18 protein-coding genes are annotated in these 22,967 nt (G+C 57.6%); 10 read left to right on the top strand and 8 right to left on the bottom strand.

Annotated elements, in window-relative coordinates; genetic code table 11:
- Positions 1 to 25: 25 nt before the first annotated feature.
- From ACUTJJ_RS01680 to ACUTJJ_RS01645, 8 genes are all read right to left on the bottom strand, one after another.
- Positions 26 to 862, bottom strand: coding sequence for an alpha/beta fold hydrolase (locus tag ACUTJJ_RS01680; protein WP_445541088.1), 837 nt, complete (start codon positions 860 to 862; stop codon positions 26 to 28).
- Positions 863 to 1,235: 373 nt separating this feature from the next.
- Positions 1,236 to 2,834 carry an MFS transporter gene (locus ACUTJJ_RS01675; protein ID WP_445541087.1) on the bottom strand — a complete coding sequence of 533 codons (1,599 nt, stop codon included), beginning with the start codon at positions 2,832 to 2,834 and terminating at the stop codon, positions 1,236 to 1,238.
- Positions 2,831 to 3,268, bottom strand: a complete 438-nt coding sequence (locus ACUTJJ_RS01670; RefSeq protein ID WP_445541086.1) for a DoxX family protein — start codon at positions 3,266 to 3,268, stop codon at positions 2,831 to 2,833. The genes ACUTJJ_RS01675 and ACUTJJ_RS01670 overlap by 4 nt, the downstream gene beginning before the upstream one ends.
- A 184-nt stretch (positions 3,269 to 3,452) precedes the next feature.
- A complete protein-coding gene (locus ACUTJJ_RS01665) occupies positions 3,453 to 5,330 on the bottom strand; it encodes an amidohydrolase (protein WP_445541085.1) in 1,878 nt (625 codons plus the stop codon).
- Between the two features lie 74 nt (positions 5,331 to 5,404).
- Positions 5,405 to 5,677: a XapX domain-containing protein gene (locus ACUTJJ_RS01660; protein WP_445541084.1), complete on the bottom strand. Its 273-nt coding sequence runs from the start codon at positions 5,675 to 5,677 to the stop codon at positions 5,405 to 5,407.
- Positions 5,678 to 5,746: 69 nt separating this feature from the next.
- Entirely contained in the window at positions 5,747 to 6,436 is a 690-nt protein-coding gene (locus tag ACUTJJ_RS01655; protein WP_445541083.1) for a hydrolase, read from the bottom strand.
- A 967-nt stretch (positions 6,437 to 7,403) separates the two neighbouring features.
- Positions 7,404 to 8,408 (bottom strand): substrate-binding domain-containing protein, encoded by a 1,005-nt coding sequence (locus ACUTJJ_RS01650; RefSeq protein WP_445541082.1) that lies wholly within the window; start codon positions 8,406 to 8,408, stop codon positions 7,404 to 7,406.
- A 9-nt stretch (positions 8,409 to 8,417) separates the two neighbouring features.
- Positions 8,418 to 9,773 carry an ROK family protein gene (locus ACUTJJ_RS01645; protein ID WP_445541081.1) on the bottom strand — a complete coding sequence of 452 codons (1,356 nt, stop codon included), beginning with the start codon at positions 9,771 to 9,773 and terminating at the stop codon, positions 8,418 to 8,420.
- 188 nt (positions 9,774 to 9,961) lie between these two features.
- Here ACUTJJ_RS01645 and ACUTJJ_RS01640 point away from each other — a divergent pair, with 188 nt between their 5' ends.
- The 10 genes from ACUTJJ_RS01640 (at position 9,962) to ACUTJJ_RS01595 (ending at position 22,948) form a co-directional block, all read left to right on the top strand.
- A complete protein-coding gene (locus ACUTJJ_RS01640; RefSeq protein ID WP_296039251.1) occupies positions 9,962 to 10,789 on the top strand; it encodes a sugar phosphate isomerase/epimerase family protein in 828 nt (275 codons plus the stop codon).
- 38 nt (positions 10,790 to 10,827) lie between these two features.
- Positions 10,828 to 11,949, top strand: coding sequence for a substrate-binding domain-containing protein (locus ACUTJJ_RS01635; protein ID WP_445541080.1), 1,122 nt, complete (start codon positions 10,828 to 10,830; stop codon positions 11,947 to 11,949).
- 121 nt (positions 11,950 to 12,070) lie between these two features.
- Entirely contained in the window at positions 12,071 to 13,237 is a 1,167-nt protein-coding gene (locus ACUTJJ_RS01630) for a Gfo/Idh/MocA family protein (RefSeq protein ID WP_445541079.1), read from the top strand.
- On the top strand, positions 13,234 to 14,808 hold the full coding sequence (locus ACUTJJ_RS01625; protein ID WP_445541078.1) for a sugar ABC transporter ATP-binding protein: 1,575 nt from the start codon (positions 13,234 to 13,236) through the stop codon (positions 14,806 to 14,808). Before ACUTJJ_RS01630 ends, ACUTJJ_RS01625 begins: the two co-directional genes overlap by 4 nt.
- Positions 14,801 to 15,742 (top strand): ABC transporter permease, encoded by a 942-nt coding sequence (locus tag ACUTJJ_RS01620; RefSeq protein WP_445541077.1) that lies wholly within the window; start codon positions 14,801 to 14,803, stop codon positions 15,740 to 15,742. The genes ACUTJJ_RS01625 and ACUTJJ_RS01620 overlap by 8 nt, the downstream gene beginning before the upstream one ends.
- A gap of 207 nt (positions 15,743 to 15,949) precedes the next feature.
- Positions 15,950 to 17,671, top strand: a complete 1,722-nt coding sequence (locus ACUTJJ_RS01615) for an ATP-dependent nuclease (RefSeq protein WP_445541076.1) — start codon at positions 15,950 to 15,952, stop codon at positions 17,669 to 17,671.
- 515 nt (positions 17,672 to 18,186) lie between these two features.
- Positions 18,187 to 18,720 carry a hypothetical protein gene (locus ACUTJJ_RS01610; RefSeq protein WP_445541075.1) on the top strand — a complete coding sequence of 178 codons (534 nt, stop codon included), beginning with the start codon at positions 18,187 to 18,189 and terminating at the stop codon, positions 18,718 to 18,720.
- 519 nt (positions 18,721 to 19,239) lie between these two features.
- Entirely contained in the window at positions 19,240 to 20,691 is a 1,452-nt protein-coding gene (locus ACUTJJ_RS01605) for a methyl-accepting chemotaxis protein (RefSeq protein ID WP_445541074.1), read from the top strand.
- Positions 20,692 to 20,747: 56 nt separating this feature from the next.
- Entirely contained in the window at positions 20,748 to 21,620 is an 873-nt protein-coding gene (locus tag ACUTJJ_RS01600) for an OmpA family protein (protein WP_445541073.1), read from the top strand.
- Positions 21,617 to 22,948, top strand: coding sequence for an EH signature domain-containing protein (locus tag ACUTJJ_RS01595; protein WP_445541072.1), 1,332 nt, complete (start codon positions 21,617 to 21,619; stop codon positions 22,946 to 22,948). Before ACUTJJ_RS01600 ends, ACUTJJ_RS01595 begins: the two co-directional genes overlap by 4 nt.
- The last annotated feature ends 19 nt before the right edge of the window (positions 22,949 to 22,967 follow it).

The raw sequence follows: 22,967 nt of genomic DNA, 5'->3' as shown, positions 1-22,967 counted from the left end.
GGCCTCGACTGGTGTTTTTGGGACGTCAGCCCTTGATGAAGGCCAGCAGATCGGCATTCAACACATCGGCATTGACGGTCAGCATACCGTGAGAGAAGCCCGGATAAGTCTTCAACGTGCCGTGCTTCAACAACTTGACCGATTTGTGAGCCGAATCCGCGATTGGCACGATCTGGTCGTCTTCGCCGTGCAGGACGAGCGTCGGGACGCTGATGTTCTTCAGGTCTTCCGTCTGGTCGGTTTCCGAGAAGGCCTTAATGCCATCGTAATGGGCCTTAGCGCCGCCCATCATGCCCTGACGCCACCAGTTCTGGATCACGCCTTCATGCACGGTCGCGCCATCGCGGTTGAAGCCGTAGAACGGGCCTGCCGGAACATCGCGGAAGAACTGCGCGCGGTTGGCGGCGAGAGCGGAGCGGAAGCCGTCGAAAACTTCCATCGGCAGACCTTCAGGGTTGGCATCCGTCTTGACCATGATCGGCGGAACGGCGGAAACGAGAACCGCCTTGGCAACGCGACCGGCAGGTTCGCCATGCTTTGCCACGTAGCGGGCAACTTCGCCGCCACCGGTGGAGTGGCCGATGTGGACGGCATTCTTCAGGTCCAGCGCTTCGACGACGGCAAAGGCGTCGGAAGCGTAATGATCCATATCGTGGCCATCGGAAACCTGAGCCGAGCGACCGTGACCGCGACGATCATGCGCTACGACGCGATAGCCCTTGGAGACGAAGAACAGCATCTGCGCATCCCAGTCATCGGAAGACAGTGGCCAGCCGTGATGAAAAACGATGGGCTGAGCGTCCTTCGGACCCCAGTCCTTGTAGAAGATTTCGGTGCCGTCCTTGGTGGTTACATATGCCATCGTCATGTTTCCTTCGGTTGGGTCGGTGGTGGAAGCAGCCGTGGCTGCAGAGAAAAATGCTGGAAAAAGCGTGCTTGCAGCCGCCATCGCCGCTGTCGTGGTGAGAACGCTGCGGCGAGTCATAGGGAGAAATTCAGAGGTCATCGTCTCGGCCTTTTGAGTTGTCTTCAATCTCATCAGGCGAGGCGTGTTCGTCTGATGAAGAGATCATGCCGTAGAAGCTGCGCCGGGAGAATTGTCGTAAATGGTGCGATTTGACTGGGATTGTTGCGATGATCAGCGACGATGAGATAGGGGCGAAACCCACCAGAAACAGGAAAAACCCCGCGCTTGGAAGCGCGGGGCAAATGACATGGCCTGGTAGTGCGTGAATTCAGGCCATGCCGGGGCGCTTGATCGTCAGGAAATGCCGCACCACCGGTTTTTCCGGACCTGAATGATGGGCCAGAACCTTGCCCTGCAAATCCGCATCGGCATTGGAGACCCTCTTGTGCTGGCGCAAATGTTCGGCCCATGATTCGACCATGAACCACTCTACGATCTTTTGCGGATCGGCAGAATCTTCCGTCACACCCCACCCATAAGCCCCGTCGCGGCGGCGCTCCTCGGAGAGCTTGTCGATGGCATGGAGGAAGGCCGTGCGGTGATGATTCTCGACCGTGTACTCGATCAGGATCAGTACGGGGCCTCGATCATGGGCGACAGGCTCTGCAACCAGCGGCTCCGGCCAATGGTTTGAAGGGACCATGTCGATATCACCGGCGGGCAGCTTGACGCGATGCATCACGAACCCAGCCACGATCAGGCCAACCGCCCCGATCAACAGCGTGCCGGGCACGCCTACAGCCTCGCCTATCGCTCCCCAACCCAGGCTTCCCGCAGTCATCGCGCCGTTGAATACCGTGAGGTAAACGGCAAGTCCTCTGCCTCGCACCCAGTTCGGCAGAATTGCCTGTGCGGCACCATTCAGGGTCGTAAGCGCGGTAATCCATGCTCCACCTAGAAAGAGGAGAACGAGAATCGCGACCCACTTTGGAGGCGCGAGTGAAAGAGCAGCCATGACAAGTGCTGTCACGATGGCAGAGCCCAGAAGCAGCGCATCAGCATCGAAGTTGTTCCGAAGTCTTGGCATGATAAGCGCGCCTGCAATAGCGCCCGCGCCGACTGAGCCGAGCAAAATGCCATAGAAGCCAGCGTCTCCACCCAGCAGTTGCCGGGCAACAAGCGGGAGAAGTGCCCAAACCGCGCTGGCAAATGCAAAGAAGATGGCGGCGCGCAATAGCACCACATGCAGCGGACGGCTGGCGCGGGTATAGCGAAGACCCGCCCTAAACGCGCCGAGAAACCCTTCCGCCAAGGCCTCATCAGCATTCTTGGCGCGCGGCCACCAGATAAGCGCAGCAATGACGACGATGTAACTTGCAACGTCTGCACCATAGGTGACGCTCGCGCCAAATGCCGCCAGCAACAGGCCGCCAGCCGCTGGACCGATGGAGCGGGCGATATTGATGCCAAGCGAATTGAGTGCCACCGCACTCTTTACGTCTTCGCGCTTGACCAGTTCAGGGACGATGGCCTGCCAGGTTGGCCCCATCAGCGCTGCCCCGATACCGCCCATGAAGGTAAGGCCGATCAGTGCGCTTACCGAAAGCAAGCCTGTCTGTGCAAGCACCATCAAGGTGATACTGACGGACGCAAGCAGGACCTGCACAGCGATCAGAAATTTGCGTCGATCCAGAATATCCGTCAGCACGCCAGCAGGAATGGCGAGCAGGAAGATCGGGAGCGTTCCGGCAGCCTGCACCATGGCCACTGCCGCCGGCGACGCGGAGAGGTCGGTCATCAACCAGGAACTGGCGACATCTCGCATGAAGCTGCCGGTATTGCCCAGCACGGTTGCGGCCCAGAGCACCGCAAAGACCGGCTGGTAAAGCGGCGCGAAAGTCCCGCTTGGAGATTTGGTAGCGCTCATGACTTGGCTCCTTTGGTCAGATCAGAGATGGCAACGAGCATGAATGCACCGGCCAGTCCCAGATGTTCGAAGAAGGCGTTGGTTGCCATCATGCGGTCCATTCCGGGAACCATTTCCCAAAACCGCAGGGCAATCAGCGTGGCGATCAATGTGAAGCCTGCTAGAGCGAGTGCGGCCAGCCAACGGAAAACACCTGCAACAACCATGGCGGAGGCTGTGAGCTCGAAGCCGATAACCAGCACCGCAAGTGCAGAAGGTGGCGTAAGGCCAAAATGCTGCATCTCGGCAATGGCGCCCGGAAAGTCGGCGATCTTGGACAGTGGACCTTGGATATACGCTGCACAGAGGGCCAGCAAAGCAAGGGTTTTAACAGCAGGCTCGGACGCGCTTTGCAAAACACCGCTGCGGAGCCTGGAGAGAGACAGGGAAGACATGGCAGTTCCTCTGATCTTGAGAGCTAATATTGTTGTGATGGAGAAAGTGTGCGGCCGCTGCTGACAAACAACATTTGCAGCGATATTTACGAATTCGTTGCGCTGGGTGAAATAATAGGGCGGTCTTGCCCCGCATTAGTGGCAGCCACCGACTGCCACTCAGGTTTTCATTGGCCAAGAAAAATCAGACGGCCCAGCATGAGCAACCAAGCGCACCGAAGAAGCCCTGGAGGTCTTTGATCGGGAGCTTCGAGGTCCAGGCACCGGCATGGTCATGTCCATGGACATTGCAATCATTCGCGCAGCCGCAAGAGGTGATCGCAGTGCGGCGCAGGGACCGTGCCCCGGCACCCTCAGGCTCGCCCCAGGCCGCGTAGCCACCAAATTTACGCACTGGAGACCAGTCCGGCATGGCGGGCGGTAGAGTGTTTTCGTCGAATGCCTTGAAATCGCCAGCACCATATACAATCTTGCCGCCTACCATGGTCAGTTCCGACGTCAGGAACGAGATGTCGTCCTCGGCGCAAGCGAAGTAGTCCTTGTCAGGCACGATGAGGTCAGCAAACTGGCCCTTCTCGATGCGGCCTTTCTTACCTTCCTCGTTTGAGAACCAGGTTACCTTCTCCGTCCACATGCGAAGCGCGGTCTCTCGGTCAAGGCAGTTGGCGCGCGGATAGAGCTGCATGCCGCCGACGGTCTTTCCCGTCACCATCCAGGCAAGCGATACCCATGGATTGTATGAGGCGACGCGGGTGGCATCGGTGCCCGCCGAGACGTTGACGCCTTTGTCCAGCATCTTCCTGATGGGCGGCGTAGCTTCAGCCACTCCATGGCCGTACCGCTCGACGAAGTACTCGCCTTGATAGGCCATGCGGTGCTGGGTGGCGATGCCGCCGCCAAGGGCTGCGATCCGGTCGATCGATCGGTCGGAGATTGTCTCGGCGTGGTCGAAGAACCAGTTGAGGCCCTCCAGCGGGATATCCTTGTTGACCTTCTCGAACACGTCGAGAGACCGAGAGATCGTTTCGTCATAGGTGGCGTGCATCCGCCAGGGCCAGCGGTTCTCAGCAAGAATCCGCACGACGTCCTCGAGCTCGCCTTCCATCTCCGGGGCCATTTCCGGGCGCGGCTGGCGGAAGTCCTCGAAGTCGGCGGCAGAAAAGACCAGCATCTCGCCAGCGCCATTATGGCGGAAGTAGTCGTTGCCCTGCTTGTATTTGACCGAGGACGTCCAGTTGAGAAAGTCTTCCTTTTCCTGCTTCGGCTTTTGAGTGAAGAGGTTATAGGCCAAGCGAACGGTGAGCTGGTTCTCGTCGGACAGCTTCTGGATGACCTCATAGTCATCAGGATAATTCTGATTGCCGCCGCCCGCATCGATGACGCCGGTGATGCCGAGACGATTCAACTCTCGCATGAAGTGGCGGGTGGAATTGACCTGGTAGTCGAAAGGCAGCTTCGGGCCCTTGGCAAGCGTTGAGTAGAGTATGCCAGCGTTCGGCTTGGCAAGCAGCATGCCGGTCGGGTTGCCACTGGCATCGCGGGTGATCTCGCCGCCGGGCGGGTTGGGTGTGTCACGGGTGTACCCGACGGCACGAAGGGCGGCGCCGTTCAAAAGCGCCCTATCATAAAGATGCAACAGGAAGACGGGCGTATCGGGCGCAACCGCATTGATTTTCTCGATCGTCGGCAGGCGTTTCTCGGCGAACTGATGTTCCGTAAAGCCGCCGACGACACGCACCCATTGCGGTGCCGGTGTGATCGCCACCTGGCGTTTGAGCATGTCCATAGCGTCCACAAGTGACCGAATGCCATCCCAGCGCAGTTCCATGTTGTAGTTCAGTCCGCCACGAACAACGTGCGTGTGATTGTCGATCAGGCCCGGCAGAACACGTTTGCCCTTGAGATCGATCACTGTCGTCTCTGGCCCGGCTAGGGCTGTGATCTCGGAATCACTCCCTACCTGAAGAAAAAGGCCATCTTTAACGGCGACTGCAGTGGCTGCGGGCTTGGCACGGTCGAGAGTAGTGACGCGGCCATTGCGGAGAATGAGATCGGCAAACATGATGGCGCTCCAAAACAAGGGGTTCAAGGGGATGAGATAACCGTGAAGTTCTCTCTCCCTGCATTGCGTTCAGTTTATGCGTCTTGAGACGGCGATTGGGCTACGCTCTTTGCCCGGCTCTCAGGCAGATGGCCGAACATGTGTGGTTTGATGTGATTGAGCCAGGAAACGGCAGCAGGCTCTTTTGCCCAGAGAACCTTTGCAAATGGCACCACCTGCTCACCCAATAGAATGCCCAGCAGACCGACCAGAGCGATGATTGGCGGGGCAGGCGAGCGAACCTGCAACAGGCTGTAGATGATGCCGACCAGAAGGCCTGCGCCGAGAGACATGAGATAAAGCTTCATGGAAATCACTCCTCGCGTTGAAGGTCGGTCGCTCAACATATCTTCATATGAGGAGCGACCATTCAGGTTTTACTTTGCGGGGTTAGGGCCAATGCGCTTGCCGTGAGCAACGCGCTCGTTCGCACCGTGAACCATGGTGTAGGCGTAATCCACTCCCATCCCGTACGCGCCGGAATGCTCTTTCACCAGGGTGGTGACGGCGTCATAGGTTTCCTTACGTGCCCAATCGCGCTGCCATTCCAAAAGAACCTGCTGCCATGTGACGGGGATGACGCCAGCCTGCACCATACGGTCCATGGCGTATTTGTGGGCGTCGGCGGAGGTGCCGCCGGAGGCATCCGCGACCATGTAGATCTCATAGTCCGGCCGATCGTTCAGTGCCGAAAGCGCAAAAGTAGTGTTGCAGACCTCCGTCCAGAGGCCGGAAACAACGATCTTCTTGCGACCCTGTGCAGCGTTACGATCCAACGCATCGCGGACATTCTGGTCATCCCAGGAGTTCATCGACGTGCGCTCGAGGATGTCGTTCTCTGGGACCGCAGCCAATAGCTCCGGGAATGTGTGTCCAGAGAAGGACAGCGTTTCGACCGTCGTGATGGTGGTCGGAATATCGAAGATTTTCCCGGCCTTGGCGAGGCCAACGACGTTATTTTTCAGGACCTGACGGTCAATCGACTGCACGCCGAACGCCATCTGCGGCTGCTGGTCAATGAAAATGAGCTGGCTGTTGGCGGGGGTAAGGACTTCAAGCTTAGACATTTCTATCTCCTTGTTGACTTGGATGATGATTAGATACAGCGTTAAAAGGCGAACGGTCTTGGACACCGCCATTCAGATTTGTCTGATGTTGAGGTTGTAAGGGTTAGGGCAACGGGAAGGGACGAGCGGCGACCGGTGCGTGTTGCCGCGACGATACAAATACTAAGGGCCCGGATGATCCCCAACATGCAGATCGCACTTTGCGTCATGCAGTTTCATGGTTTCGTAACGAAGCTCTCCATCGCTGGCGTCAGGTTCGTTCTTGTGTGCAGAGAAGCTAGCGAGGTCAGTGGCTTTATGAAATTGCAATAACAGTAATTAATTAGTTGCGTTATCAGCAATGATGGCCGAGGCGTATGAGTGGGAATTAGCGCAGTTGCGCTAGCCGCCAATGACTAATTTGAGCTGAAGTTGGACCGTTCGCTATCTAATCGGCAATGCCGAACCGGGCGGTCAGATCACATTTATTTTTCAGTCATCGCTCGCGGGTCCCCAGCCAATTTTCCTAGCCGCCTCTGAACGCGACGGATGGACCAAGGAACTGCGGCCGGGATCGCCGAACTTACTGAATAGACACCAGTTTCTAAAGAGGAGATAGTCGCCAATTTAGATCGAGAAATCGGTCAAAGGCCGCCTGCCTGGGGACCTTGGATCCTCACATGATTTCAATAGCTTAGTGGGTGAGCCTTGAAATTCCCTCTGTTGTCCAATCGCGAGCGACCGTGGATGCCACCTTTGTGCCCTGGCTTTGGGCCTCAGTCAACAGGGCGCTAAAGCGGCAATTATTTCCGGATCGATGCGCTGAACTTTACGCGCAAAAGGGTGGGATATCACGCAGCACACCGAAGTTGTGCGTGTGGCGGCACGGAGCCCATCGCATGAGACCAATCCGAGTTCTGGTCTCATCAGTCCAAATTTTGGACCGACGAAGGATCTCCTCACAACAAAATCGTCAGATGAGCCAAACTCAGCGGAGAAGCTTCTGCTGCCTCAAGACTTCTCGAGGCGCCGGAGACCGCCAGATCGTCTGGAACGATTCCACCACATTTGTGGCAGTTACCGCAACGCCGGGTAGGGCTACCCAGGCTGGCGTAAGGCGACTGAGGAGGGCGGTTACCGTTGTCGAGGCGGCCGTCTGCCCCTGCCGGAATGGCTGCTGGGCGGCAATTGTTACAATTGGCCCGCCGCCCGAGAGGCTGATGGCCGCCTCCTTGCCGAGGTCGACTGTGGCGATTGGAACAGACAGGCCAGCGGAGACGAGAGCCGCGGCCGCCGCGATGGCCGGCGTATCCCAGACCACGAACAGCCCTTTTAGGTCCGGAAGCTTTTTTGCTAACGCCGAAGCCGTCGCGCCCGCCTCCGTGAGGGAAGGGAATCGGGCGACATGCAGGTGGTGGCGCGGTCGGTTGATACGCATCCATTTCACAAAGGCGATCTCGCGCTCGTTGGTCGCGAAGAAATCCGATTCGTATCCGAGCACACCGACCTCGGCTTCCTCGCCGAGATAGGGCGCGAGGCCTTCTGCCGCCATCTTGCCGAGACCGAAGTTATCTGCTGAAATCAGCGATACGTAATCCTTGCCCGGCAGTAGACCAGTCGGGACATTATCAAGCAGCACGAGCTTGATTCCGGCGGCGGAAACGCGTGCATGGGCGGCGGCGACCTTGGCATTGGCGACCGGGAGCGAAATTATGGCGTCCGGTGCTTCGCGGATCAGACGGTCCAGCGCCTCGATCTGCACCTCGGGCGTGAAACCGCAGTCGACGACATCGATAACTGCCACACCGCAGTCGCCGAGCGTTCCGACGATACCGGCCAGTTGCTGCTTGGCCCAGTCGCTCGCCAGCGTATGCAGGACGATGGCAATGCGTAAGCCCGCAGCCCGTGCCCGTGCCTTGTCCTCAGGAAGAAGCAAGACCCGCTCTGGTGCGTATGCGCGTTCGCCATGGGGACCAAGTCCTTCAATCACCATCGACACGCCTCAAGTTTTGGGCGGCGGCATGACCGCTGCAACGGCTGCGGTCTGCGCCTCTAATCGGCCGCGAACGGCCTCGAATTGTGGATGCGCCTGCGGGCGCCCTGCCATAATCCAGTCGCGGAGTACGGCTGGCGAGAACAGGCTTTCCGTCGCCACGATAGCAGCCCCGACGAGGCCGGAGGAACTGCCCATCTGTGAGCGGATGATCTGTAGGTCGCGACTGACCAGCGGGTGGGATGCGCCATAGATGGCCTCGCGAGCGGCTGCCAGCAGTATATCGTTGCTCTGAGCGATCGACCCGGAGAGCACGATCAGTTCCGGGTTCAGCATGTTTGCAAGCGTCGCCACGACCTGGCCGATCATACGCCCGCTTTGCGAGAGGATATCGATGGCCGCCGCGTCGCCCATATGCGCCGCCTGCGCCACTTCGACCGCCGTGATCTCGGCGCCGCGCCGGGCATGCTCGGCGAGGATCGGGCTCAAGCCCTTCTCCGCCTGTATCCGGCCGTCACGAATTATCGCCTCCGAGCCGGCCATGGTCTCTAGGGTACCGTGCCTATCACCCGAACTCACCGGCACGGAGCCGATCAAGCCGACCGCGCCTTGTGCGCCCCGGAACAGCGCACCGTCGCTGACCAGCCCGGCGCCGATACGTTTACCGATCTTGACGAACAGCATCGCCCGGTGGCCGACGCCAGCGCCGGAGTGAAATTCACCCATGGTCATGGTCTCGACGCTGGACCGCAGCCAGACGGGAACGTCGAATCCCTCGACCAGTTTCTCGACCAGCGGAAAGCTCTCCCATCCCGGCAGCACCGGGGGCGTGCCATTCTGAAAAAAGCTTTCGCCAGCGTCGGTCACGACGCCAGGCACCGAGATGGAAATGCCCCATAGCTCGCCGGCGTCCGGCTGCATATCGAGGATCCAGCGAAACAGCATGGTGAGCCGGTCGAGCAGCGTAGAGACAGGTTGCGTCAGGTCCGCTGCCTCGTGATGTTCCATCCTCAGATGGCCGCCGAGATCGGCAAGGCCGACGCCAAGTGCAGTCTGGTCAAGGGTGGCGACGAGGATGCTGCCGCGATTTGCGGAAAACTGCACAAGCCGCGGCGCCCGACCGCCTGTAGCCGTCCCAAGCTCGCTCTCATCAACGAGCCGGAGTTCGGCGAGCGTCCCCAGGCGATCTGCCACCACGGCGCGGCCGAGTTCGCTTTCACGCTCCAGTTCCTGACGGGTCGTAGCCTTTTCCGTGCGCACCAGGTTGAGAATTTCCACAAGGCTGGGCGCAGCCGTTTCCGCCGTGCGCGGGCGCCCCTTTCGTCGCGGGTGCATATCGGCGTCCATCTTCGCCGTAGCAGGCATATCTATTCCTTTCACCCGAACCAAGCGGATAAGCCTTGATAAATCCTCACCTTGAGACGTGCAACAACAAACTTTTGTATTAAAACAGCATAAGTATGCCGATAAATGCATTTTAAATGTTGACGTGAGTGGTTTAAAGGCGCAATCAAGCCGATATAAGGTGGAAATGTCTTGAGGAGGAGATGACCATGGAGCGTTGCAAGCTGGCTTATCATGCCAATTGCTGGGGGGAGCTCGGCGGAAGTGCCGTTGGCGTCACCTCGATTACACAGCTCTCTTACCGGACCTTCGGTGACATGAGGCGTGCCTTCGCCGATATTGCAGCGGCAGGATATGAAGGCGTGGAGCTTTTCGATGGCAACCTGCTCGATTTCTCCACGGCGGATATGCGTGCCCTGTTGTCCGACAATGGTTTGAGCATTGTCGCCGCATATGCTGGCGGAAACTTCATCTTCGACGATATCCTTCCGGAGGAGTTGGCCCGCGTGACGCGCGCCGCGGAACGGGCCGCCGAACTCGGTGCTCCGCATCTCGTTGTCGGCGGCGGCGCAAAGCGTTTCGACGGAACGCGGGAGGCGGATTTTCACAAGCTCGCGGCAGCGCTTGATCGGGTAGGGGAAATTGCGAACGCACACGGTTTGCGCGGCCATTATCATCCCCACCTCTCCACAATCGTGGAGGGACCGGAGGAGGTCGCAAAGATCTTCGGCCTGACGGGTATCGATTTCTGCCCGGACACGGCGCATCTCGCAGCAGCAGGCGGCGATCCTGCGCAGCTTATACGCGATCACGCGTCCCGTATTTCCTATGTCCACCTGAAGGGCCTGCAGCGCGAGCCGTTTGCCTTCACGCCTCTTGATCGTGGTGACGTGCCGACCGACGGCATTATTGCCGCCTTGCGCGAGATCGGCTTTGCCGGCTGGATCTGCGCGGAACTCGATGCCTGGACCGATCCGCTGGAGGGCGCTCGTGCCAGTATGACTTATCTGAAATCGGCCGATCTCAAGAAGGATTGAAGGCCACCGGGGCTATGCCCCATCCACGGGAGGAAACCATGATTACCAGACGCATTCTTTTGTGCTCCGCGGCCATCGCGGCAGTGCTGTCCGTTGCTGCGCCTACATTCGCTGCCGATCCCGATGCCGCGCTTGCCAAGCTGCAGGAGTCGGTCCTGTCGAAGGGGCCGTCGGGTGAAGACCCGTCACCTGCCTCCGGCGTCTCGCTGACTGCAGAGGAACTCGCCAAGATCAAGGCGATGGGCGCCACGGCTGCCATCGTCATGCATTATGGCGGCAACGACTGGTCTCGCGCCCAGATCAACGGCTTGCAGACGCAGTTCGCGGCTATGGGCATAAAGGTCATTGCGGTGACCGATGCCGGCTTCAAGCCCGAGAAGCAGGTGGCCGACCTCGAAACCATCATGGCGCAGAAGCCGAATATCATCGTTTCCATCCCAACTGATCCGACTTCGACGGCCTCGGCCTACAAGGCCGCAGCGGATGCTGGCACAAAGCTTGTGTTCATGGATAATGTGCCTGCCGGCTTCAAGGCTGGCAAGGATTATGTCTCCGTCGTCTCCGCCGACAATTACGGTAATGGCGTTGCCTCCGCCCATCTGATGGCAAAGGCACTCGGTGGAAAGGGCGATATCGGCCTGGTGTTCCACGCTGCGGATTTCTTCGTTACCAAGCAGCGCTATGACGCCTTCAAGAAAACCATCGCGTCGGACTATCCCGATATCAAAGTCGTAGCCGAGCAGGGCATCGGCGGCCCGGATTTCTCCGGTGACGCAGAAAAGGCCGCCGGCGCAATTCTGACGTCCAACCCGAACGTCAAGGGCATCTGGGCGGTCTGGGACGTGCCCGCCGAAGGCGTCATCGCCGCAGCGCGAAATGCCGGACGGGATGACCTGATCATCACCACGATCGACCTCGGCGAAAACGTGGCGATCTCGATGGCGCAGAACGGTTTCGTCAAGGGCCTCGGCGCCCAACGTCCCTATGATGCGGGCGTCGTGGAAGCCAAACTTGCCGGCTATGCCCTTCTGGGCAAGACGGCCCCAGCCTTTGTCGCCCTGCCGGCTCTGCCTGTCACCCGCGACAGCCTCCTAGATGCGTGGAAGACGGTCTATTCGACCGAAGCGACCGCCAACGTCAAGTCCAGCCTCGGCAACTAAATCGCTTATAGCGCGCGGTGCGGAAAAACCGCGCCGCGCCAGGAGAGCCCCGGTAAGGCGATCGCTGATCCTGCCGGCATGTTGAGCAGCGTGTGGCTGCACCAAATTAGGAGATACCTCGATGACGAAAGTGATGAACGTCGCCATGATTGGCGGCGGCTTCATGGGCAAGGCGCATGCCATGGCCTATGCCGCTATGCCGATGTTCTTTTGGCCGGCTCCGGCGATCCCGCACCGCAAGGTGGTAGTGGATGTGACGGACGGCATGGCCGAGGAAGCCCGCCAACGCTTCGGTTTCGAGGAAGCTTCCTCGGATTGGCGCGCCACGGTCAACCGGCCGGATGTTGACGTTGTCGATATCTGCACGCCGAACAATGTCCACGCTGAGATCGCCATAGAGGCGGCAAAGGCCGGCAAGCATATCATCTGCGAGAAGCCGTTGGCTCGCACCGTGGAAGAAGCCCGCGCCATGGCCGAAGCGGTCAAACAAGCCGGCGTGATCAACATGGTGGCCTTCAACTACCGTCGCACCCCAGCCGTTGCTCTGGCGAAGAAGTACATCGATGAGGGTCGGATCGGTCGCATCCTCAATTTCCGTGGCACCTATCTGCAGGACTGGTCGGCGGATCCGGATTCACCGCTTTCCTGGCGCTTCCAGAAGAAGATCGCAGGCTCGGGCGCGGTCGGCGATATCGGCACCCATGTGGTCGATCTCGCGCACTATCTGGTAGGGCCGATTGCGGAGGTCATCGCGCTGACCACGACTTACAACAAGACCCGTCCGCTTCAACAGGGCGGTATCGACAAACTTGGTGCGGCGGAAAAAGCGGCCGACGCTGAACGTGGCGACGTGGATGTGGACGACGAAGTCGTATCCATGCTGAAATTTGCCAATGGTGCGATCGGTAGCCTTGAGGCGACCCGCAATGCCTATGGGCGCAACAATTTCATCACGCTCGAAATCCACGGTACAAAGGGCTCGATCCACTTCAACTACGAACGCCGTGACGAGTTGCAGGTCATGTTTGCGGACGACCCGGCTGATGCGCGCGGCTTCCGCACCGTGTATACCGGTCCGGCGCACCCCTATGGTGGCGGTCTCTGGCCGATCCCCGGCCTTGGCATCGGATATTCGGAAACGAAGATCGTCGAGTGCTACGACTTCTTCCAGGCGATCGCGAAGGGCAAGCAGCCGAGCCCCCATTTTGAAGACGGCCTGCTGACCGAACTTGTCGCGGATGCTTTCATCCGCTCCGGTGAGTCGGGTGTATGGGAGAAGGTGGGATGAACGACAGCGCCGCAGCCGTTCGGATGACAGGCATTTCGAAATCCTTCGGGGGCGTCCGCGCCCTTGAAGGCGTCGATCTCGAGGTGTTGCCCGGCGAGGTTCATGCCCTGTTGGGCGGCAACGGCGCTGGCAAATCCACGATCCTGAAGATACTGAACGGGGTTCATCGGCCTGATCAGGGCACGATCGTCGTCGCCAGACGCGCATTGACGGCTCACACGCCGGAAGAATCACGTGACGCCCGCATTGCCATGAACTACCAGGAAATGAGCCTTATCCCGACGCTGACGGTGGCGCAGAACGTGTTCCTGACGCGTGAAAGCCGCACCGGCACCGGATTGATCGACGATGCGGACGCGGAGCGCCGCGCCGCTGAACTTTTTGCGCGGCTTGAGGTCTCGGTCGATCCCCGCGCCCTGGTCGGCGATCTCGGTGCTGGCCAGAAGCAGTTAACCGAGATCGCCAAGGCGATTTCGCAGGATGCGAAGGTTCTCGTTTTGGACGAGCCCTCGACGGCGCTCGCGGTCTCCGACGTCGAACGCCTCTTTGTCTTCCTTCAAAAGCTTAAGGCCGAGGGTGTCGCAATCATCTATGTCAGCCACCGCATGGACGAGATCGCCCGCATCGCCGACCGCGCCACCATTCTGCGTGACGGCCGGCACGTCGTCACCGCGCCGCTTTCCGAGCTGCCGATCGACACCATGATCGAGCATATCGTCGGCAAGCGCTCGAAAGGACTTTCGGACGTCGTGCGCGGCGCTTCCGTTAGGGGAAAGGTCCTGCTGGAGGTCAGCAATCTCAGCGGTGCACACAAGCCTGAGCATGTGTCCTTCGCGCTCCACGCCGGCGAAGTCCTCGGCCTGGCCGGGCTTCTGGGTTCTGGACGGTCTTCGCTTGCGCGGCTGCTCGCCGGTATCGATCCTGCTGAAAGCGGCACGATCAGCATCAAGGGCAGGGAGGTCTCGATCCGTAAGCCCGTTGATGCGATCGACAACGGCATGGCGCTGGTTCCAGAGGCGCGGGCCACCCAGGGCATCATTCCTGCGCATTCGGTGGCATCGAACATGGTGCTCTCGGTCATCGAACGGCTGTCGCGTGCCGGTGTGGTCGACCGCAAGGCCGTGGTCGACCTCACGGACAGGCAGATTGCGCGGCTTTCGATCAAAACGGCGAGCCGCGACCACGCCGTGGCCACGCTATCCGGCGGCAACCAGCAGAAGGTGGTGATCGGCAAGTGGCTGGCCACAGATCCCGACATACTCATTCTCGACGAACCGACAGCCGGAATCGACATCGGCTCAAAGTCGGAGATCATTCGTCTGGTGCGGGATCTTGCCGCCTCCGGCAAGGCCATCATCATGATCTCCTCGGAGCTTTCGGAACTGCTGACCGCTTGCGACCGCATTCTCGTCATGGCGGATGGACGCGTTCACTCGGACCTTCCCCGCGAGGCTTTCGACGATCCGGCAATGGCGGTGGACGACCCGGCGCATCGCCTGCAGGCAGCGGAGCAAAAGCTCCAGACCGAAATACAGCGGGCGCTCGCAGCCCAGGAGACGATCAATGCTTAAGGCTTTCGCCGCCAACTGGCGCCAGAACATCATCTATATCGGCTTCATCGCCATCTTCGTCGTGTTCGCAGTGACGCTGAACGGCAAAGGCTTCCTGACAGCCAACAATCTTCTCAACATCGTGCGCCAGACGGCGATGATCGCCGTCATGGCGATAGCCATCACCTTCGTGCTGTCGGCGGGCGAGATCGATCTCTCGGTCGGCGCGGTGGCGGGCCTGACGACGGTAACCGTCGCCATGGCGATAGCCGTCGGCGGACCTTTTGCAGGCGTGCTGGCAGGGATTGCCACAGGCCTTGCCGTCGGGTCCTTCAACGGCTGGCTGACCACGCGCATCGGTATTCCATCCTTTCTCACGACGCTGGCGATGATGGGCATCGCCAAGGGCGTCGCCATGTGGATTTCCGCGACCGCTGCGGTTCCGATCCTTTCGCCCGGCTATTCGTGGCTGTTCGGAGGTGGCAATCTTGGTCGGATTCCCGTGCTGCTAGTGTGGATGCTCGTGCTTGGCGTCATCGGCCATATGGTGCTGCGGCGCACAGGATTTGGTCGCCGTGTGCTCGCGACCGGCGGCGGCGAAACCGCTGCACGCTATTCCGGTATCGATACCCGCAATATCAAATTCAAGGTTCTGGTAATGTCGTCCTGTGCGGCGGCTCTGGCAGGCATGCTGTATGCAGGGCGTCTGCAATCAGGCCGCTTCCAGCTTGGCGAGGGTGACGAACTCTCGGTCATCGCAGCGGCGGTGCTTGGTGGCACCAGCCTGTTCGGTGGGAAGGGCACCGTGGTCGGTACCATCGTCGGGGCCTTGATGATCGGGCTTATCAACAACGGCCTCATTCTGATGGGTCTGGAATTCAGCCAGCAGTTGATCGCCCGCGGCGGCATCATCATCCTGGCCGTCGCCCTCAGTCAGAAGAAGTCGGCATCATGACCGTCACCGCAAGAGCGGCGATAATTTCCGCTCTTGCGAAGAAAGTTACAGTGCCCGGATGGCCGCTCCGCGCCAATAGCGGTCATTGCCCCATTTAAACGTCAACGTCCCGTCAGAACCTCGTATTCGCATGGACTGCTGACCCACCTCTTCTAATTGAATACGCCGGAGACCTGTTCTATTGATTCGCTTGGGCGAGGGAATCAGATGCGAATATCTTCGATAGGAATCAGCAACTTTAAAGCTATCGCATCGGCTAATCTGGAGCTGTCTGACTTCAATGTTATAGTCGGTGCGAATGGCTCTGGTAAGAGTTCGATCCTCCAGGCAATGCACTGGATGTTCCAATCAGGAAGACATCCTGTCGTCTATGCCCGTTCCAATCCCAAGGATGGTGTGACGCTATCCGAAAAGAACGCCACCTACATGCCGTCGCCCGATTACAGGAATGCAGGAAATTCGGCGGAGTACGGCAACAAGACTGGTTCTCCACAGCTTGATATGCTGGTTTCTGCCAGGATGGACGATACGAGCGAAGTAACGGCGGAACTTTGGATAAAATCGGCGCGTAACGAGGGTTTGCTGGTACACATTCCTAGCAACAACAGCTTTGTGGCTAGGCTGCGTGACCAAAGCAGAGAGTTCAGCGCGTACATCCCTGGACTTGCAGGTATCCCGTTGAGCGAGGAGAAACGCAGCCAAGCGATTGTACATCGACTTGCTGCGGCAGGTGATGCCAACACAGTTCTGCGGAACATTCTCCTCCTTCTCAAAGGTCGAGAAATACAAGGAAAGAACGGTCTCAATCTCCTTGAAGACTACGTCGCGCAGGTGATGGGAAAAATCTCCCTTGATGTATCCTTTGCCGATGAACGTGACTCTACGATAACGGCACGATTCCAAACTGCTGATATGCTAGCGGGTGAGAAGCGCTGGAAAGCCCTTGAACTCGCAGGAATCGGCTATCTGCAGGTCATTCAGATATTCGCGTATCTGATTTATTTCCGGCCTGCGATGTTGCTAGTGGATGAACCGGACGCGCACCTCCACCCTACCACGCAGGAGCGGCTCGTGCCGGTATTGGTGGCAGCGTCGAAGGATACAGATACTCAGATTGTCTTGACTACTCATAGCCCGTCAGTTGTTCGAGCTTTGCCTAGCGACGCCAACGTAATTTGGATGAAGGACGGCAAAGTCCAGGCGAACGGCAATACCGAAGGCCGTCAGATGATGGGTTGGGGCTTACTGGATAGAAAAATTCTGATGCTGACTGAAGACAAAGATTCCGGGATGATCCGGTCTCTCCTTGCGCAGTGGCCTCATTTGGACCGGGCTGTCGCAGTTTGGCCTTTACGTGGATCAGGTAAGTTGCCGGAGCCTGAGGTCATTAGAGACTTTGTTGAACTCACTGCGGGTAGCATGAAGGTCGTGATACACAGGGATCGTGATTTCCTAATGCCTGAGGAGCTAGCGGTACTTTCTGAACCTTATGAAAAGCTTGGGCACGTTTTTTGGGTTACCAAGTATTCGGATATGGAAGCCTATTGGTCGAACCCAATAGCTATAGGGAGTCACTTCGGGACACCTGAAGAAGAGGCGGAGCAACTTCTAGCAGAAGCTGTTGCATTAGCCTCGGCCAATGACGCATCTCTGGCGACGCGACGTCGCAAGCGAAATGATGCTGCGCTGAAATTCAACAAAAAAGGAAACTTGCCGCAATTTGGTGACGCGGAAGTCGAGAATGAAGCTAGCATACATGGCGGCCAGTACGCGGTGTTGGGGAAGGACCTTCGAGGTGCGATTAGAGCGGCTGCTCATAAGCGCAAATTGCCAGGAGGTGCGAGCTTCTCGCTCATTGTGCCAACTGAACTTACTGGACAAATGGCCGACGAACTTCGTAATCTCCTGGATGACCTGCTCAAAGCCTGATGAAAGATTCTAGCAATTTGGTTGGGATGTCCGCTTTGGGCCAAACCCGGACAGCAGCACAAGATCGGTCTATGTTGGCGTTGGCTTTTGGACTGTAGGAGCGGGAGAATTAGCAGCATGAGGGGAAGAGACTTGCGGCCGCCATTGAGACGATCGGCATCGCATAAGGGGCATGCTGGACGATCTTTCCCGAAACGCAGCGGATCTAAACTTTTGGCGCGACAGTCCATCGCGGGAGTTCAGTTTTGAACTGTGATACGGTTGCCTTTTTGGGAGAACATCCGTGCGCTGCATAAGAAGCGATGGTTAGAGATGCTACTTCCCCGCACCTCGAGCCTCACTGCAAAATTCGCGGGTGTATTCATTGAACAGCGGATTATAAAGGCGTTGATGCATCGGCGGATGGTCAAAATGAAGGCGCAAACATCCCCTTCCATCTGTGTAAATTTAGGCATCGCGGGTGTTGTAGTCCTTTCAATCACACGCCATGCTTATAGGAAGCTGGAGATTACGGGTTGAGTCATCGCTTAACGACAGCCATACGAATATGCGATGCCGCAAAAGCGATACTCCGCAAGACTCGAAGCTTCCCTGGCGAGGCGTCAAATGATCAAGACGTTGCCCTCCAGATGAAAGAGCTGGGGGTCGAACCGATGCTCCTTGCTCTCGCAATGGAGTTGGCATTGAAAGCATGGTTTGTTTTCGATTTCGACGATCCTAAACACTCCAAGTCACATGACCTCGCCAAATTATATGGCCGGCTCAAGTCACAAAGTCGGGAGAAACTGGATCGGGAATTCAAACAGTCTGTTGCACCGTATCATTCCAACATCTTCTATGTCGATTACGGCATTGAAGATGTGCTTTATCAGCATAAGGATGCGTTTGTAGACTGGCGCTATATGCACGAGCCTAAGTCGACTATGTTCGACCGCGGCGCTTTCGAGGCGACGTTGGATATGGTTATTAGGGAGTTTGACAAACGGTACTATACCGAACCGGTTCGCCCCCCTTTGCCTCCCGAATCGTTTACGCCCGGAAAGTTGTAGAACTACACATTGGAATCAGACCAAGTCCCTTCGCCGATTTTGGTGGCTTTCGAGGACTGCAGTCTTCAACCAAAGCATCGATATGAACGTGCAAGGCTGCGCTATTGTATTTGGCGATCTATGTACGCTCCGGGCTTTACCCCGAAACAGGTAGTATCATCCCGACTTTCGGCGTAAACGCCGGATGACCTTCTGCGTGTGTCCCACAATTTATATCTCCATCGCTGTTTACCCAAGAGGCCACCATTTGTGTGCTGCTTTGGGGCATAACTACCACGGTTGCGCGGAAATAGTTTCCGGCTTCCAGTGCAATCACGGCCAGAATTCTAAGGTTGCAAACGTGAAAGAGGGCGACAGGATTTGTCAACGAGAAGTGCGGTGGACAGATTCTTGTGAGCACCCACGAAATACATGATTTCGCCATAGCCGCGGTCTCGATCACGTTGCAATCATCGCTAGAATCGTTATCGATAAGATAGTTTAGGGTTTCGTTATAGTCTGGCGGGAATGTGGGGACGGATGTTTGAGACGTTGCGTCAAGCGGGTATTGCGACGCGGGATCTGGTTCTTCATCTCGCCTCTCTCCTGAAGGAACCGCCGGCGCCAGGTTTGTTCAGCCTTTTACTTCTCTTGCTTCTTGTTGTGCTTGTTCTCGTATTTGTTTCGATCGTGAGCCGCCGCACGAAGGTGCTCAAGTTTGCAACCAATCTGGTCAAAAAGACGAGTGGCGCAGGTGGCTTGCAGCAAGACTTCGAAGATATTCAAAATCGTCTTACGAAGCAGAAGGGAAGCGCGGCGCGTCATCTGATCGACACATGGAAGGAGTTTCGCGACACTACTATTGAACCGCGACCGGGAAGCGCACTCGGTGTGCGAAATTCGATCAGGCCATCGGTGTTCTTCAATCTTGAGGACATGGGCTTCAGCGTATCCGGCTGGAGGTTCGTGCCGGGCTTTCTCGTATCGATTGGGCTGGCTGCGACGTTTCTTGGTTTGATCGCCGCGCTCCAGCAGACCGGTGAAAGCCTGAAGGGTGGTGATCAGGCTCAGGTCCGCGAAGCGCTTACGCAGTTGCTCTCGGTTGCGTCTGCAAAATTCATCATGTCGCTGACGGGGCTTTTGTGCTCGATTATATTCACCGCTTTCTTACGCGTCTGTGGTCATCGGCTAGAAAGCGCCATGCGAAAGCTGACGCATGAGATCGAAATTCGCATGAATTTCGTCAGTCTCGAAGATCTAGCAGAGCGCCAGCTTGAGGCGCTTGTCGATCAGCGTGATCATATGCAAAAGCTCAACCATGAACTTATCGCTGCTATCTCTAAGCCGCTTGAGAATGCCCTGGCCGCCAGCAACACCCATGTGGGGACGATGGTCGATGATATTTCTCGCTCCCTTTCCACAGGCCTCGCGGCGGCGATGGATAAGGCGAGTGATCGGCTGGAAAGCGCATCAGAAGCCCTGAATGGTCTTGCCACAAAGATAAGCGGAGCAGCGGAGCAATTTACGATGGCGGCGGAGCGGACGGCCGTTGGCCTTGATGGTGCTGCCCGCAGGTTTGAGTTCGTGACTGATAACCTTTCTCGAGCGGGAAGCGGCCTAGCTGAGGCGGCTGAGCCGATGGTGGAAGCCATCAACGGAACGGCGACAACGACCAAGCAGATAGCTGATGCAAGCATCGAAATGGTTCAGTCAGCGCGGCAAGCTTTGAATTCCGAGTGCGGTGTGGTCGTGGCGGCGGCTGAAGCCATTCGTGAGCAGATAAAAAGTTTCGAAGCTCGTGCGGCATCCTACGACGGCCAACTCGAAAAGGCATTCAAGGCCTTTTCAACTGAGATTGGCAGATCGGTTTCGGAGGTCGAAAATCACGCGAACGCGGTCCATCAGCAGTATGCCGACGCTTTGGGCACTTTGCAGGCCGTTATCGAAAACGCCAAATCCTTCAGTCCCGAAAGCGAGAGGCCATCGGAATGAGGAGCGCGGGCGGAACGCGTCCTCAGGAAGAGGAAGAGGAGTCCGTCTTCATCTCGATGGCCGATATGACGATCAGCTTCCTTTTCGTCATCATGATTCTGCTTGCGTTTTTCGCGAGTCAGTTCACGGACCCTGAAACCGTGCCGCGTTCTCAGTATGAGCAAATCCTCAAGCAAAAAGACGACATGGAAAAGGAGCTACGCCAGGTCCAGACGATCGTCGGCGCGCCCGATCTTCAGGTTTCTGACGGGATTCAGGCCATGAAGGACGAGATCGAGGATTTGCGGCGACGGCTGGCGATGCCGGATGCTCCGAACCAGATGGAAGTCTACAACAATAAGGTATCAGAAACCCGCAAAGCTCTTCTGACGAGCCTGAAGAAACAGATCGATGACGAGATCAAGGGCGTCAATGTCAGCATCAGCGCGAACTTCGAGTCGCTGCAATTTTCAGGCGATGGCCTGTTCGAAACAAATGCTGATGTGCCAACTGCGGCTGGATCGCTGCGCGTCAGCAAGATTGCCGAAATTCTCGATCGTAACCTTGGGTGCTTCTCGCTTGGTGTGCGCAAAAGATTTAGTCCCGACTGCAATCCGGGATATGCCGTTCTCGACTCCCTACAAGTCGAAGGCCATACCGACAATCGCGGCACCGACATACTGAACATGCGTCTAAGTGCAAACCGCGCCTCGTCGGTCTATTCGCTGATGACATCGCAGCGGCCCGATCTCCTCAACTTTAACAACAGAAACGCGCAGCCTGTCCTTTCGGTGGCGGGCTTTGGCAAGGGGCGGCCCATTCAGTCCAACGCAACCCATACCGGCCAAGACGCCAATCGCCGAATCGATTTGAGGTTTATCATGGCGGTTCCAGCAAAAGAGGCGGATATTTCTGTAATCAAGAACGCCCTAACTGAGACGCCTCGATGAGCTTGATCGAGACTATTCGGTCATCTCGGATCGTTCGGCGCCGAGAGCTTGAGGCTCCCACAGAGTTGACTCAAGCAGCGGCAAAGGTGAAGAGGGCATTCCCAGATGTCGTCAATGCCACGCCAGTGTCTGTAGAGGAGGCCATTCAACGGCTCGACGCCGCGCTCCTCAAATGGGACTGGCAGCATGTGACCGTCGGCACCATTTCGCTTGCCGTCCGAGCCTTTCTCAGCGGGGACAAAGTTTCGCCCGCCGTCGACAATTTCCTGAAGAGAGAGCTGGAGGCAACAAGCAGCTCGATTCTCCTGGATGCGGTTGCGGAGGCTTACTTCTCGGGCTGGACTCGACACGGTGAGATGACCCGTTGGCTTTCGTCCATTCTACAGTCAAGGTCATCCTATCTTTCTTTCCGGTGGGGGCGGCTATTCGGTGCGGTTCCCGAACTTCTTGACGCCGACGAAGCGCCTTTGAGGCTTGCTGAGAAAATGCTCGGCCAGGCGGATCCATTTCAATGGCTGCTGGATGCGGGCTTTGCTGCGCCTCATGCCGGGCAGCTTTCGACCGAAGCTTATCTCGCTTGGCTGGAGCTTTTGCCAGTCGTCGTCACGCCCCAGCATATTGAGCGGATCTTTAATTGGATAAGACCGGTAGGAAACAAACCCATTTCCGATGATCTCGCCGCAAGGGCCGTGGAAAAGCTTTTGGAGCCTTGGCGCACCGATATGCCTACTCCAGATTTCCGAATGCTTCTGACGGATAGGATTATCGAGGCTTTCGGCGATCCGCGGTACAAAGACAAGACCGGCGCGAAGGCCAAGGCATTCTGGCCTCTTGTTGCCCCGGATCGTCGCAACATTCTGCTCAGATGGCTTGCGGGGCAGAGTATCGATGCGTTGCTGGACGTGATTACCAAGGCCACCGGCAACCACATGTGGCCCCCAAGACACCATTTTTGGAAGGGCTTGTATGATCGAGGACTCGTCACCGAGGCTTGGATCGCTCTTTCCAAGCCCGCGATGGACATCGCAGGAAGTCTGTTTAACGAGCGCGGAGGTAGGCTTGGTCAGGCAGCCGCGCTACAAAACGCCAGCGGCAACAAAAAGGAAACCTGCCTGCTGATCATGAAGGTTGGTCGCTACACGGTTGTCGAGGGATCGCACGATTACCGGATCCACCTCTTTTTGAATACCGACCGCCGGGCGCCTGCACTGTATCAAGGTGAGTATAATGCCGAAAAACTTATGCTGCCCCAGAACGATCCCATGACTCGTATTCATGACAAACCTGGTGGTTGGCAGAGGTGGGTCGAGGAGCGCGTTCTCCGATGAAATTCGATTTCCGATTCGA

It is taken from the genome of Agrobacterium sp. DKPNP3 (assembly GCF_052686535.1).
This window is presented reverse-complemented; position numbering and strand designations above follow the sequence as displayed.

Bases quoted from the DNA above. Each gene is read 5' to 3' on its own strand.
- ACUTJJ_RS01630 (WP_445541079.1), top strand. From the start codon at position 12,071: ATGACGAAAGTGATGAACGTCGCCATGATTGGCGGCGGCTTCATGGGC.
- ACUTJJ_RS01605 (WP_445541074.1), top strand. From the start codon at position 19,240: ATGTTTGAGACGTTGCGTCAAGCGGGTATTGCGACGCGGGATCTGGTT.
- ACUTJJ_RS01615 (WP_445541076.1), top strand. From the start codon at position 15,950: ATGCGAATATCTTCGATAGGAATCAGCAACTTTAAAGCTATCGCATCG.
- ACUTJJ_RS01600 (WP_445541073.1), top strand. From the start codon at position 20,748: ATGGCCGATATGACGATCAGCTTCCTTTTCGTCATCATGATTCTGCTT.
- ACUTJJ_RS01665 (WP_445541085.1), bottom strand. From the start codon at position 5,330: ATGTTTGCCGATCTCATTCTCCGCAATGGCCGCGTCACTACTCTCGAC.
- ACUTJJ_RS01620 (WP_445541077.1), top strand. From the start codon at position 14,801: ATGCTTAAGGCTTTCGCCGCCAACTGGCGCCAGAACATCATCTATATC.
- ACUTJJ_RS01680 (WP_445541088.1), bottom strand. From the start codon at position 862: ATGGCATATGTAACCACCAAGGACGGCACCGAAATCTTCTACAAGGAC.
- ACUTJJ_RS01625 (WP_445541078.1), top strand. From the start codon at position 13,234: ATGAACGACAGCGCCGCAGCCGTTCGGATGACAGGCATTTCGAAATCC.
- ACUTJJ_RS01650 (WP_445541082.1), bottom strand. From the start codon at position 8,408: ATGGTGATTGAAGGACTTGGTCCCCATGGCGAACGCGCATACGCACCA.
- ACUTJJ_RS01645 (WP_445541081.1), bottom strand. From the start codon at position 9,773: ATGCCTGCTACGGCGAAGATGGACGCCGATATGCACCCGCGACGAAAG.
- ACUTJJ_RS01655 (WP_445541083.1), bottom strand. From the start codon at position 6,436: ATGTCTAAGCTTGAAGTCCTTACCCCCGCCAACAGCCAGCTCATTTTC.
- ACUTJJ_RS01675 (WP_445541087.1), bottom strand. From the start codon at position 2,834: ATGAGCGCTACCAAATCTCCAAGCGGGACTTTCGCGCCGCTTTACCAG.
- ACUTJJ_RS01595 (WP_445541072.1), top strand. From the start codon at position 21,617: ATGAGCTTGATCGAGACTATTCGGTCATCTCGGATCGTTCGGCGCCGA.
- ACUTJJ_RS01635 (WP_445541080.1), top strand. From the start codon at position 10,828: ATGATTACCAGACGCATTCTTTTGTGCTCCGCGGCCATCGCGGCAGTG.
- ACUTJJ_RS01640 (WP_296039251.1), top strand. From the start codon at position 9,962: ATGGAGCGTTGCAAGCTGGCTTATCATGCCAATTGCTGGGGGGAGCTC.
- ACUTJJ_RS01660 (WP_445541084.1), bottom strand. From the start codon at position 5,677: ATGAAGCTTTATCTCATGTCTCTCGGCGCAGGCCTTCTGGTCGGCATC.
- ACUTJJ_RS01670 (WP_445541086.1), bottom strand. From the start codon at position 3,268: ATGTCTTCCCTGTCTCTCTCCAGGCTCCGCAGCGGTGTTTTGCAAAGC.